Origin of the sequence: Xanthomonas sp. NCPPB 1128, from assembly GCF_001043115.1 — a bacterium.
GTDB lineage: Bacteria > Pseudomonadota > Gammaproteobacteria > Xanthomonadales > Xanthomonadaceae > Xanthomonas_A.
On the sequence record NZ_LFME01000045.1, the window covers coordinates 20,161 to 32,394 of the forward strand.

Annotated in this window: 11 protein-coding genes; 2 read left to right on the forward strand and 9 right to left on the reverse strand. The window is 69.7% G+C overall.

All coding sequences use genetic code 11. The features are described from left to right. Position 1 precedes the first annotated feature (1 nt). The 3 genes from ACP93_RS19390 to bfr form a co-directional block, all read right to left on the reverse strand. The gene (locus ACP93_RS19390) at positions 2–895 is read right to left on the reverse strand and encodes a TorF family putative porin (protein ID WP_048492312.1); all 894 of its coding nucleotides are present in this window, start codon (positions 893–895) and stop codon (positions 2–4) included. 118 nt (positions 896–1,013) lie between these two features. After that, positions 1,014–1,439: a DUF2147 domain-containing protein gene (locus ACP93_RS19395; RefSeq protein ID WP_048492303.1), complete on the reverse strand. Its 426-nt coding sequence runs from the start codon at positions 1,437–1,439 to the stop codon at positions 1,014–1,016. A 584-nt stretch (positions 1,440–2,023) separates the two neighbouring features. Continuing rightward, complete coding sequence (bfr, locus tag ACP93_RS19400; protein WP_026143459.1) at positions 2,024–2,515, reverse strand: bacterioferritin; 492 nt, start codon at positions 2,513–2,515, stop codon at positions 2,024–2,026. A gap of 191 nt (positions 2,516–2,706) precedes the next feature. Here bfr and ACP93_RS19405 point away from each other — a divergent pair, with 191 nt between their 5' ends. Continuing rightward, entirely contained in the window at positions 2,707–5,091 is a 2,385-nt protein-coding gene (locus ACP93_RS19405) for a penicillin acylase family protein (protein WP_048492304.1), read from the forward strand. 79 nt (positions 5,092–5,170) lie between these two features. Then, on the forward strand, positions 5,171–6,217 hold the full coding sequence (locus tag ACP93_RS19410; RefSeq protein WP_048492305.1) for a right-handed parallel beta-helix repeat-containing protein: 1,047 nt from the start codon (positions 5,171–5,173) through the stop codon (positions 6,215–6,217). Here ACP93_RS19410 and ACP93_RS21365 read toward each other — a convergent pair. The 6 genes from ACP93_RS21365 to ACP93_RS19435 all read right to left on the reverse strand — a co-directional run bounded on the left by ACP93_RS21365 (position 6,190) and on the right by ACP93_RS19435 (position 11,748). After that, a complete protein-coding gene (locus tag ACP93_RS21365) occupies positions 6,190–6,771 on the reverse strand; it encodes a LysE family translocator (RefSeq protein ID WP_106407144.1) in 582 nt (193 codons plus the stop codon). The genes ACP93_RS19410 and ACP93_RS21365 overlap by 28 nt on opposite strands. Then, positions 6,768–8,459: an asparagine synthase B gene (gene asnB, locus ACP93_RS19415; RefSeq protein WP_048492306.1), complete on the reverse strand. Its 1,692-nt coding sequence runs from the start codon at positions 8,457–8,459 to the stop codon at positions 6,768–6,770. Before asnB ends, ACP93_RS21365 begins: the two co-directional genes overlap by 4 nt. Before the next feature lie 250 nt (positions 8,460–8,709). Next, positions 8,710–9,840: a succinyl-diaminopimelate desuccinylase gene (dapE, locus tag ACP93_RS19420; protein ID WP_048492307.1), complete on the reverse strand. Its 1,131-nt coding sequence runs from the start codon at positions 9,838–9,840 to the stop codon at positions 8,710–8,712. A 153-nt stretch (positions 9,841–9,993) separates the two neighbouring features. Beyond that, positions 9,994–10,452, reverse strand: a complete 459-nt coding sequence (locus ACP93_RS19425) for a GNAT family N-acetyltransferase (protein ID WP_048492308.1) — start codon at positions 10,450–10,452, stop codon at positions 9,994–9,996. Beyond that, positions 10,449–10,805 carry an arsenate reductase gene (locus ACP93_RS19430; protein ID WP_048492309.1) on the reverse strand — a complete coding sequence of 119 codons (357 nt, stop codon included), beginning with the start codon at positions 10,803–10,805 and terminating at the stop codon, positions 10,449–10,451. Before ACP93_RS19430 ends, ACP93_RS19425 begins: the two co-directional genes overlap by 4 nt. Before the next feature lie 169 nt (positions 10,806–10,974). Beyond that, on the reverse strand, positions 10,975–11,748 hold the full coding sequence (locus ACP93_RS19435) for a hypothetical protein (RefSeq protein WP_228136095.1): 774 nt from the start codon (positions 11,746–11,748) through the stop codon (positions 10,975–10,977). Positions 11,749–12,234 lie beyond the last annotated feature (486 nt).

A 12,234-nucleotide genomic window follows, 5' to 3' on the forward strand; every position in this document is an offset into this window, starting at 1 on the left:
GTCAGAACGTGTAGCCGATCGAAGCCACCAGGGTGTCGCCGTCGGTCTTGCGGATGCGCGCGCCGTCCTGCACCCAGTACAGTTCATGCGCGTTGACCCGGGTGCTGACCCAGTCCAGGTTCCAGTCCAGCCCCCAGCGCTTGTGGGTGACGCCGATCTGGTAATCGGCGAAGCTGCCCTCGCTGAAGTTGCGCAGCTTCTGGTAGCCGGCATGCAGGCGCAACGTGGTCGACGGCAACACCGACGGCAGCAGCGGGGTCTGGTAGTTGAGATCGCCGAGCAGGGTGCCGCGCGAATCGTGCTCGCCGCGGGCGAAGCAGCGCAGCGCCGTCGTCGGATCGGCGGCGAACTGCAGGATCTGCGCACACACCCCGCCGGTGTCGGCACCGCGGTAGGTCTTGGAGAACACGTACAACACGCGGCCTTCGATCGCGCCGTAGCCGAGTTCGAGCACGCCGAAGTTGCTGTTGTAGTTGGTGCGGCGGATGTCCTCCGGCGTGCCGGTCTCCAGGTCGATCCGGTGCGGAGCCAGGAAACTGGCGCCGGGGAAGCGCTCGGTCGCCAGGCCGACACCGCCATGCCAGGCATCGGGATTGCCGAAGCGGTAGCCGGCCGCGGCGGTGATGCCCAGGCCGTCGCCGTCGAGGAACTGTTTCTTGCTGACCTTGGCCACCTCCAGCAGCGCAACGAAACCGCTGGCGTGCACGAACTGGGTGGTCCACTTCAGCGATGGGCGCATCAGCGAGTCGGACACGCCGCGCGTGCGCTGCTCGCTCATCAGCCTGATCTGGTTCTGGAACTCGTAGTTGACCATGCCATCGGTGTCGGCCTGCTGGGCGTGGGCCTGGGCACAGCACGCGCCGTGCAGGGCCAGTGCGCCCGCGAGGGTCGCCATGAAGCGGACTGCAGTCATCTCAATCTCCCCTGGTTCGCTGAGGAAGGTGGGACGCGCGGCGGCCGGCGGCGGCCCCGCACGTCGATGGCACCGGCGCCTTGCGCGCGCGGCGGGTGGATTACTTGGCGCAGACCGGCGTGCTGGGCAGCGCCTGCACGCGGGTGAAGCGTTCGGTCTCGCCGAGCACTTCCACGCCGACGAAGGCGCGCAGATCCAGCGATTTGCCGCTGGCGCGCAGCGTGGCCTTGTAGCGCTTGCCGCTGCGCGGATCGAAGGCCCAGCCATCGCGCCAGGTGTCGCCGTCCTCGCGCCCCAGGCGCGCGATCTGCACGCCGCAGGTATCGGTGGCGGTGCCGGCGTCCTTGTCCCAGACGATGCGCCCGCACAAGGCGGTGGCCGCATCCGCGCAGGGCGCGAACTCCACCACCGCGTCCTTGGCCGCAGTCAGCCACAGCCCCTGTGCCGAGGCCGGTGCGGCGCCCGCCGCGGCCGGCGCCAGCAACCATCCGGCGACGAGTGCGCCGACCATGCCGTACCGCTTCATTCCCGAACTCGCCTGCATCGAACGCCCCCTCGCCATCGCGCAATTAAGTAGTGAAAACTACCGTATAGCGATCACTACCGTTTTGCAAGCATTGCACGCACGATGTTCGTCGCGGACGCGGCGGAGCGCGCAAACGCCTGGATTTCAAGGGATTCCGCGCATAGCGGCACGCATGCGCTGGCCGGTTTTTGCGGCATTGCAACAGCCGACGGCGAGGACCAAGACGCGGATCGGCTCGCCCTGCGACCATCCATCAACGTCTCACGTCGACGGAATCCGTCGATCGCGCGCCCTCCAATGACGCAGCCACAGGCGTGCAGCCGAACGCGGTCGGCAATGGCACGAGACGACCAAGGACGCGAGATTGGTCGGCGTTCGCTGCAACCTGGCTGCAGCGACGCGACGACATCGATGACAAGCACCGCCGCCCGCGAGGGCGGCAGTGCCGATGCGGACCAACGAGAAAGATGTAGGACCGGCAGGATCGGCCGGCCGAAGCGGCCGGCGATGGCGCGGCCGCGATGGGGGAAGCCCCCCCGTTCAACGCATCGGCGCCTCCCGCAGGCGGTAGGCGCGCGTTTGGATCAGGCGTCCTTGCCGGACACGTGCCCGTCGATCTTCGAGGTCTGGTACAGCGCCATGCCGATGCGCTTGATCAGGCCGAGCTGCTGCTCCAGCCACCAGGCATGGTCTTCCTCGGTGTCGCGCAACTGCGCCAGCAGCACGTCGCGGCTGACGTAGTCGCCGTGCTGCTCGCACAGCTTCATGCCCGCCGCCAGATTGGCGCGCACTTCGTACTCGACCTTCAGGTCCTTCTCCAGCATTTCCTCGACGGTGCGCCCGGGCTCGAACGCATGCGGGCGCATGTCCGGGTCGCCCTCCAGGAACAGGATGCGCCGCAGCAGCGCATCGGCGTGTTCGGTCTCCTCCTCCATCTCGTGGTTGATGCGTTCGTACAGCGCCAGCAGGCCCTGATCCTCGTAACGCCGCGAGTGGATGAAATACTGGTCGCGCGCGGCCAGTTCGCCGCGCAGCAGCTCCTTGAGGCATTGCACAACGTCGGGGTGTCCCTTCATGGGGCGGGCTCCGTGGGGTCGACTGAGGGCACCATAGTGCCCGATGCCGCCGCGCCGCGTTCCAATCGGAATCATTCACATCCCGAGTCGCAACGTCCGCGATGCGTGACCCCGCGCACAGCGCGCCGCGCCTACGCGGGAACGACACGCACGCGTGTCTAGAATCGGAGACTTGCCACCGGAGAGAGACGATGCGCGTGCGATGGAAACGCCTGCTGCTGGGGACGCTGCTGCTGACGGCGGCCGTGGTGCTGGGCATCTGGCTGCTGCTGCGCGGCAGCCTGGCCGCGCTCGACGGCAACGCGCCGCTGCAAGGCCTGCGGGCGCCGGCGAGCATCCAGCGCGACGCGCTGGGCGTGGTCACCATCGATGCCGCCGACGAAGCCGACGCGATGCGCGCGCTCGGCTACGTGCACGCGCAGGAGCGCTTCTTCGAAATGGATCTGCTGCGCCGTGCCGCCGCCGGCGAACTGTCCGAGCTGGTCGGTCCGCACGCGCTGGACGTGGACAAGGCACGGCGGGCGCATCGCCTGCGCGCACGCAGCAGCGCGCAACTGGCCGCGTTCGCCGGCACGCACGCAGCGGCTTTGCAGGCCTACAGCGCCGGCGTCAACCAGGGCCTGCACGCGTTGCGGGTACGGCCGTGGCCTTACCTGATGCTGTTCGCCGCGCCGCGCGACTGGCAGCCGGTGGATTCGGCGCTCGCCGGCCAGGCGATGTACTTCGACCTGCAGGGCAAGCAACTCGACCGCAAGCTGGCCCTGTACCGCCTGCAGCAGCGCTTGCCGGCGCCGCTGTATGCCCTGCTGCGCCACGAAGGCAGCAGTTGGGACGCGACACTGGACGGCAGCGCGCGCGGTGACGCGCAGCTGCCCGCCGCCGATCAGGTCGATCTGCGCCGCCTGGCAGACGCATCCGCGCCCGCCGCGGCGGACGCGGTGGCCACCAGCGCGCCCGGCAGCAACAACTGGGCGATCGCCGGAAGCGGCACCGCCGACGGCCGCGCCATCGTCGCCAACGACATGCATTTGGGCCTGCGCGCGCCCAGCCTGTGGTTCCGGGTGCGCCTGCGCTATGCCGATGCGCATGCGCCGGGCGGCCGCGTGGACGTGTCCGGGTTCTCGCTGCCCGGCCTGCCGGCGGTGATCGTCGGCAGCAACGGCCACATCGCCTGGGGCTTCACCAACAGCTATGCCGATACCGCCGACTGGTACCGGCTCACTCCCTGCGCCGCGGTGGCGCAGCCCGGCTGCACGCCGGTCACCGTGCACCGCGAACGGATCCGGGTCTCGGGCGCGCCCGACACCGTGCTGCAGGTGGAGGACACCGCCTACGGCCCGATCCTGCAGCACGAACCCGACGGCAGCGCGCTGGCGCTGCGCTGGGCCGCGCAGTTGCCGGGTGCACTGAACCTGGGGCTGGCCGACTTCGCCCGCGCCGACACCCTGCCCGATGCCTTCGCCCGTGCGCAGCACATCGCCACGCCGGCACAGAACCTGGTGTTGGCCGACCGCGACGGCCACATCGGCTGGCGCGTGCTCGGCCCGTTGCCGCTGCGTGGCCCGCACTGTGCGGCCGATGCGGTGATGCACGACGTGCGCACGACGGTGCCGACGGATGCCCGCTGCGCGCCGTGGCCACTGTCCACCGCCCAGTCGCCGCAGCGCATCGATCCCGCCGACGGGCAATTGTGGACCGCCAACGCCCGCGTGGTCGGCGGCGCCGACCTGGCGCCGATCGGCGACGGCGGCTACGCGCTGGGCGCACGCGCGCAGCAGATCCGCGACGACCTGCGCCTGCATCCGCACCTCGACGAACGGCAGTTGCTGGCGATCCAGCTCGACGACCGCGCCCTGTTCCTGCAGCGCTGGTGGGCGCTGCTGCAGCAACGCGACGCGGGCGCCGCCACGCCGGCGCTGCACGCCGTGTCGCAGGCCGCCGCGCACTGGGAGGGCCGCGCCAGCACCGGCTCGGTGAGCTATACCCTGGTCCGCGCGTGGCGCCTGGCGGTACTGACCCGGATCCGCGACGGCCTGATCGCGCCGGCCCGGACAGGATCGGACGCCGATGCCGCGCCACCGCCGCTGCCGCAACTGGAAGGCGTGGCCTGGCCGCTGCTGCAGCAACAGCCCCTGCACCTGTTGCCGCGCCGCTACGGCAGCTGGCAGGCGCTGCTGGAGGACGCCGCCGCCGAGGTACGCACGCAGCTGCAGGCCGATGGCCCGCTGGACACGCGCCGCTGGGGCCAGGAGAACCGCGCGGCGATCTGCCATCCGCTGGCGCAAGGCCTGCCGGCGCCGTTGAGCGGCTGGCTGTGCATGCCCGACACGCCGCTGCCCGGCGACGACGACATGCCGCGGGTGCAGCGCCCGGCCTTCGGCGCCTCCGAACGCATGGTGGTGGCGCCGGGCCACGAGGCCGACGGCATCGTGCACATGCCCGGCGGCCAAAGCGGCCACCCGCTGTCGCCGTTCTGGGGCGCCGGCCACGCCGACTGGGTACAGGGCCGTGCCACAAAGTTCCTGCCCGGCCCGACCCTGCACACGCTGAGATTAAGCCCGTCCGCTCCACAATGAGATGTCGGTTCCGCGCCGGCGCGTGTCACATGCGCCGGTCTGCCGCCTCCCCTCCCCCCACTGCCGAGTCTGCCTACCGATGAAGCGCCCTCCCCTGCTCGCCCTGTTGCTGCCGCTCGCCGCGGCCGTGTCGTTCCCCGCCTGTGCCACGCCGGCCGCCGACGCCCCCCCTGCCGCCGCCGACTGCAGCGTGCGCGCCGAACCCGGCGACGACCTGCAGGCCGCGATCGACCGGGTCCCCAACGACGGCAAGCCCGCCACCGTGTGCCTGAGCGCGGGCGAGTTCCACATCGACAAGCTGATCTCGATCCAACGCGACGGCCTGCGCCTGCGCGGCCAGGGCGATGCCACCGTGCTGCGCATGCGCGACCACGTGCAGCAACCCACCATCGTCATCGGCGACTACCAGAACGAGCGCCCCATCCGGCCGATCCGCGACGTGCGCGTGGAGCAGTTGCAGATCGTCGGCGGCACCATCGACAAGGAGTTCATGCCCGAGCGCCCGTACCTGAGCAACAGCCTGGTGGTGGTGCGCAACGGCCAGGACATCCAGCTGACCCACCTGCGGGTCAGCAAGTGCCGCAGCGCCTGCCTGCTCAGCGAGTTCGACAGCCGCGACCTGCTGATCGCGCACAACGACGTCTCCGGCGCGACCTGGGACGGGGTGTCGTTCAACCGTACTGCCAAGGTCAAGCTGATCGACAACGTGATCCACGACAACGTCGCCGCCGGCATCACCACCGAGCACCTGGAAGACAGCGAGATCCGCGACAACCGCCTGGAACGCAACGGCAGCCAGGGCGTGTACCTGGCCGACGCGCGCCGCAACCTGTTCGCGGGCAACCAGTTCATCGACAACAAGGGCGCCGGACTCTACCTGACCTGCTCGATCCGCCAGCGCACGCCGCAGATCCTGTGCTGGGACAACAGCATGAGCCAGGACAACACCTTCGAGAACAATACCTTCCGCGGCAATCCCTACACCTACACCATCGGTGTGGACAGCGCCGCCAACTGCACCGGCCCGGACTTCCGCCCCAACCTGTGGCGCAAGAGCAACCAGGCCGACGCCTCGGGCATCGACATCCAGCCCGAACGCTACGGCCACTGCGTGCGCTTCGAGTAGGCCTGCGCCGCCTCGCCGCCAGCCTGCCGTCCTGCCCGCCTCGGGCAGGACGGCCTGGCGCGGGGCGACGGCGGCCGCCAGACGCGGCGCTGACGCGCGGCACGATACCGCCGGCACAGCCCGGCCCCTCTGCCGGGTGCCGCATGACTGCCCGCCATGACGTCCGCGCGAACATTCGGCAAAGGCGCTAAAGCGCGGCCTGCAGCGGCCGCTAACCGGTGACGACACCCCAGCGACCGACGGACCGCGCTGGATCCCCGTACCGGCCGCGTCGGCGTCCGCCACGCCCGCCAGGCGAGCCAAAGCAGATAGGCGGCACCGGCCACCGACAACCCGCGATGCAGCGCCGGCACCTGCGCCAGCAACGCCTGCAGGCCCAACAACGCCGCCAACGCGAACAGCGCGCAGCCCACCCCCATGCCCAGTGCCGCGGCGAACCCGGCCGCACGCGAACGTCCGGCGGCCAGCCGCGCCACCAGCAAGAAGCTCGCACCGGGGCTGATCGCCCCCAGCGTCAGCACGCCGGCGATCGTCAGCAGGCTTGCGCCGGTCACCCCAGCGCCTGCGCGTGCACCCCGGCCACCGCACGACCGGAGGGATCGGCCATCGCCGCGAAGCTGGCATCCCAGGCGATCGCCGCCGGCGAGGAGCAGGCGATCGACTTGCCGCCGGGCACGGTCTCGGCCGCGGCCGGGGTCGGGAACACGCGCTCGAACAGGCTGCGGTAGTAATACGCTTCCTTGGTCTGCGGCGGATTCACCGGAAAGCGCTTGTCGGCCGCGGCCAGTTCGCGGTCGCTGACCTGCGCCTCGGCGTGCGCCTTCAGCCCGTCGATCCAGCCGTAGCCGACGCCGTCGCTGAACTGCTCTTTCTGCCGCCACAGGATCGACTCGGGCAGATAGCCTTCGAAGGCTTCGCGCAGCACACCTTTTTCCATGCGCGCCGCGCCGCCACTGGCCTTGTCGATCATCTTGTACTGGGCATCCATGCGCATGGCCACGTCCAGGAACTCCACGTCCAGGAACGGCACGCGCGGTTCCACGCCCCAGGCCATCATCGACTTGTTGGCGCGCAGGCAATCGTAGTTGTACAGGGCGTCGAGCTTGCGGATCAGTTCCTCGTGGAATTCGCGCGCGTTCGGCGCCTTGTGGAAGTACAGGTAGCCGCCGAAGATCTCGTCGCTGCCTTCGCCGGACAGCACCATCTTCACCCCCATCGCCTTGATCCGCCGCGCCAGCAGGAACATCGGCGTGGAGGCGCGGATGGTGGTGACGTCGTAGGTCTCGATGTGCCGGATCACGTCCGGCAGCGCGTCCAGGCCTTCTTCGAAGGTGTATTCGAAACCGTGGTGCACGGTGCCCAGCGCCTCGGCGGCGATCGCCGCGGCGGCCAGATCCGGCGAGCCCTTCAGGCCGATCGCGAACGAGTGCAGGCGCGGCCACCAGGCCTCTGCCTCGTCGTTCTCCTCGATGCGCTTGCGCGCGAAGCGCGCCGCCACCGCCGCCACCAGCGAGGAATCCAGCCCGCCGGACAGCAGCACGCCGTACGGCACGTCGGTCATCAGCTGCCGATGCACGGCGCGCTCGAAGGCCTCGCGCAGTTCCTGCTTGCTCACTTCCACGCCCTGCACCGCCGCGTAGTCGCGCCAGGGTTTGCGGTAGTACTGCACGAGCTCGCCGCTGGCACTGTCGTAGTAGTGGCCCGGCGGGAACTGGGCGACGTCGGCGCAACTGTCTGCCAGCGACTTCATCTCCGACGCCACCCGCAGCCGACCCTGCGCGTCATGGCCCCAATACAGCGGACACACGCCCATCGGATCGCGCGCGATCAGCACGCGGCCGGCGGCCTTGTCCCACAGTGCGAACGCGAAGATGCCGTTGAGTCGGTTCAGCAGCGCGTCCGGCGTGGTTTCGCGGTACAGCGCGTTGATCACCTCGCAATCCGAACCGGTCTGGAAGGCATAGGGCTGGGCGAGTTGCTTCTTCAGTTCGCGATGGTTGTAGATCTCGCCGTTGACCGCCAGCGCCAGTTGTCCATCCTCCGACAGCAGCGGCTGCGAACCACCGGCCGGGTCGACGATGGCCAGGCGCTCATGGACCAGGATCGCGCCGTCGTCGACATACACGCCGCTCCAGTCCGGGCCGCGGTGACGCTGCCGCTGCGAGCAGTCCAGCGCCTGCCGCCGCAATGCCTGCAGGTCGTCGCCCGGTTGCAGGCCGAAGATGCCGAAGATCGAACACATGGGAAAGCTCCTGATCATGGGGTGGTGTGCGCGAGGGGGGACGCACCAGACACAAAAAAACCCGCATCGGCCGATGCGGGTTTTCTGGTGGCTGGGCGTGGTGTTTCTGGTAGCGCCTAGTCGCAGACCCGCATCGGCCGCGCACGATTATTCGCCAGCGCATTATTGCGGCCGTTGGCGTTGATCGAGCGGAGGACGGACAGCGAGGTCATGCAGCGACCGTAACCCGACGCGCGGGCCGACGCAACTGTTACCGCAGCAACCGTTCGATCAGGCGCAGGTACAACTCGGGCAGCGCTTCCAAGTCGGCCACGCGCACGTGCTCGTCGACCTGGTGGATGCTGGCGTTGACCGGGCCGACTTCGATGCACTGTGCGCCAAGCGGGGCGATGAAGCGCGCATCGGAGGTGCCGCCGCCGGTGCTCTCCTCCGGCGGCGCGCCGGCGACCTCGCCCAGCACCTCGCGCGCCACCCGGCGCAGCGTGCCTTCGGGGGTGTAGAACGGCTCGCCGCTGCGGTGCCAGCGCAGGCTGTAGTCCAGGCCATGGCGATCGAACAGCGCGGCGATCTCCGTTTCCAGCCGCGGCGCATCCCAGTGCGGGGTGTAGCGCAGGTTGAAGGCGACCTGCAGTTCGCCGGGGATCACATTGCTGGCGCCGGTACCGGCATGGATGTTGGAGAGTTGCAGACTGGTCGGCGGGAAGCTTTCGTAGCCGTCGTCCCAGTGCCGCGCGACCAAATCGGCCAGCGCCGGCGTGGCCAGGTGGATCGGGTTTCGCGCCTTGTGCGGATAGGCCACGTGGCCCTGCACACCGCGCACGACGAGCGTGCCCGAGAGGCTGCCACGGCGGCCGACCCGCAGCAGATCGCCGAGCCGTTCGGTGGACGAGGGTTCGCCGGTGATGCACCAGTCGATGCGTTCGCCGCGCTCGGCGAACAGCCGCGCCACTTGGCGCACGCCGTCGATCGCATCGCCTTCCTCGTCGCTGGTCAGCAGCACCGCCAGCGTGCCCGGGTGCTGCGGATGCGCGGCCACGAACCGCTCGGCGGCGACCACGAAGGCGGCCACGCTGCCCTTCATGTCGGCGGCGCCGCGCCCGTACAGCACGCCGTCGCGGAGTTGCGGCGCGAACGGATCGCTGGCCCAGGCCTCGCGCGGCCCCGGCGGCACCACGTCGGTATGCCCGAGCAGCGCCAGCACCGGACCGTCGCCGCCACGGTGGGTGGCCCACAGGTTGTCGACCTGGCCGCAGCGCAACCGCTCGATGGCGAAACCGGCGCGTTCCAGCCGCTGCGCGATCAGGTCCTGGCACCCGGCATCGTCAGGAGTGACCGACGGACGGGCGATCAGGTCGCAGGCGAGTTCAAGGACATCGGACATGCAGGGACACCGTTGGAAAACACGAGAAAGACGCGATGGGGATCGACAGCGGCACCGTCGCGTGTGGGCGGCGCAGGAAACGCAGTGTACGAGCGGGACTGGCGGATTCGAAGCATCGGCCAGGTTTGCCTGGCGGGTGCCGGTCGCGGCCTTCTACGAAGCGACGCCAGGCCAGCGCATGCATTGCACGCGCACCGCGAACGCTTCGTTGCCGGGCATGCGCCCGCCGTGCGTTCCGGTCTCGACGAAGCCGCAAGCGCGGTAGAAGGCCAACGCCGCAGCATTGCCTTCCAGCAATTCCAGCGTCAGGCCGGCCGGGCTGGCGGCCTGCACGGCCGCCACCAGCGCCTGGCCGACGCCGCGCCGGCGCGCGGCCGGGTCCACGTACAGCCAGGCCAGTTCCTGGCCATCGTCGGCGACGAAGCCGAGCACCTGGCCAGCGCACTCGGCGACCTGCACGCGGTAGTCGAACAAGCCTTCGCGCTCGGCCGCAACCGGCAGCGGCAGGAACGCATCGGACAGCCCCGCCGCCTGCAGTTCCTCCAGGCGCGCGGCATCGTGGATGGCGCACAGGCGCGCCCAGTCCTCGGCCCGGTACGGGCGGATGGTCACGCGATCCCGAATCGCTGCTTGAAGCCGTTGTCGGAGAAGCCCTGGCTGAGCCGGCCGTCGTCGGTCACCACCACCGGCCGCCGGATCAGCTGCGGATACTCGCGCAGCAGCAGCTTCCACTCGGCATCCGAGCCCGGGGCTTTCTTGTTGTCGGGCAACTGCCGCCAGGTGGTGGAGGACTTGTTGACCAGCGCGTCGAAGCCACCGGCCTGGCCGGCCCACTCCAGCAGGGTCTCCGGGGTCGGCTTGTGCTCGCGGTAATCGACGAAGGTGTAGGACACGCCGAAGCGGTCCAGCCACTTCGTCGCCTTCTTGCAGGTGTCGCAGTTCTTCAATCCGTACAACGTGGTCATTGGTACTGTCTCATCAGGTAAAGCCCCTCTCCCACCGGGAGAGGGGTTGGGGTGAGGGTTGGCGCGCCGTGGTGACATGGCACACGCAGATATCGTGTTTGATCTTACCCGGCGCACGCGCCGTCGGTTCTCCCGTGCAGCGAGAAAACGCACTCGGCCACACCGCGCCTCACTGCGCCGGCACTTCCTCGAGCTTGGCCGAATCGATCCGCCAGCGCAGCTGTGCCGCCGAGGCGCCGTCCACGCCGTTGACGCGGCGCAGGATGTAGTCGCCGCGGAAGCGTTGCCGGGTGCCATCGGCCAGCGTCGCCTCCACGGTGACCGGCACCGGCTGATACACCGAGCCGGCGGCACCATCGCTGGCGCCCAGCGTGCCGATCGTCGCCTTCACCGCACGCGTCTGCGCGAAGCCGGCCTTGAACGCAGCGTAGGATTGCCCCGGACGCCCGTCCTCGCCCCACTGCTGCCAGGCCGTGGCGTAGTCGCGCGCATCGATCGCCGCGTAGTAGCGTCGTACCACGTCGGCCGCGGCCTGCGCGCTGTCGGCGGCTGGCCCGCAGCCAGCAGTGGTCGCCGCGTCGCGGCCGAGCAGCGCACAGCTGCGCGCGATCTCGTCGTCAATCATGGCGCAGCTGTTGGCGGCATTGCAGGGCGGGTGCGTGGCCGGCGACACCGCGCGGCAGGTGGCCACACGAGCCGCCGCGGCGTCGGCGCCGATCTGGTCGGTGCAGGACAGCGGCTCGACTGCGGCGCTGGTGCTCTCCGCAGTCGTCGCAGGCGGTTGCGCAGGTGCAGGTGTCGCGGCCGAAGCGGGATTTGGCGCAGCGGCCGCCGCTGGCGTATCGCCATCCTTGGGCGTCGCCGGTGCCGGCGCGCCCTCACGCCCGCACCCGGACAGCGCGAACGCTGCCGCCATCCAGTAAGCCCATTTCATCTTCCGCATCAGTGTCTCCTGTCGGCAAAGTGGCAGCACCCGGCACTGGTCTGCGCCGGGATTCGCCGGTCCGATGTGCATCGCCGCGGCAGAACTCGAACCCGCGTCTAGTAGCGTATACGGCCACCGATGTACGCCGGGTGTGCGCCCTTTGACTGCTTCAAGATCGCAAGCCATACGAGACAACCACCTCGTGACGTGCGACGACCACAGCATGTGCCCATGCCTAACCGCAAGCACATGGGCTGGATTCGCAGGAGGTTCAGTGTGCCACCACGCCGATGACGACGACGGAAGCCGCCGCACGCTCTGCCGCCGTTGCGTTTGCTTTTGATCTGCCGGGTTCCCTTCCGCAGCGGCGGATGGACCGGGGAAAAACCCGAAGGGCGGCGCACAGGGATGTGCGCCGTTCGCGGCAGGGGCAGGGCTCGCCGGAAAAAGGCGAAGCACTGCTTCGCCCCGGCGGGCGGGCTGGCGCCGTGAGGCGACTGCCCC

What these genes read in the sequence shown, in the direction of transcription:
- ACP93_RS19390 (WP_048492312.1), bottom strand. Translation starts at nt 895, where the DNA reads ATGGCGACCCTCGCGGGCGCACTGGCCCTGCACGGCGCGTGCTGTGCC.
- ACP93_RS19395 (WP_048492303.1), bottom strand. Translation starts at nt 1,439, where the DNA reads ATGAAGCGGTACGGCATGGTCGGCGCACTCGTCGCCGGATGGTTGCTG.
- bfr (WP_026143459.1), bottom strand. Translation starts at nt 2,515, where the DNA reads ATGAAGGGACACCCCGACGTTGTGCAATGCCTCAAGGAGCTGCTGCGC.
- ACP93_RS19405 (WP_048492304.1), top strand. Translation starts at nt 2,707, where the DNA reads ATGCGCGTGCGATGGAAACGCCTGCTGCTGGGGACGCTGCTGCTGACG.
- ACP93_RS19410 (WP_048492305.1), top strand. Translation starts at nt 5,171, where the DNA reads ATGAAGCGCCCTCCCCTGCTCGCCCTGTTGCTGCCGCTCGCCGCGGCC.
- asnB (WP_048492306.1), bottom strand. Translation starts at nt 8,459, where the DNA reads ATGTGTTCGATCTTCGGCATCTTCGGCCTGCAACCGGGCGACGACCTG.
- dapE (WP_048492307.1), bottom strand. Translation starts at nt 9,840, where the DNA reads ATGTCCGATGTCCTTGAACTCGCCTGCGACCTGATCGCCCGTCCGTCG.
- ACP93_RS19430 (WP_048492309.1), bottom strand. Translation starts at nt 10,805, where the DNA reads ATGACCACGTTGTACGGATTGAAGAACTGCGACACCTGCAAGAAGGCG.
- ACP93_RS19435 (WP_228136095.1), bottom strand. Translation starts at nt 11,748, where the DNA reads ATGCGGAAGATGAAATGGGCTTACTGGATGGCGGCAGCGTTCGCGCTG.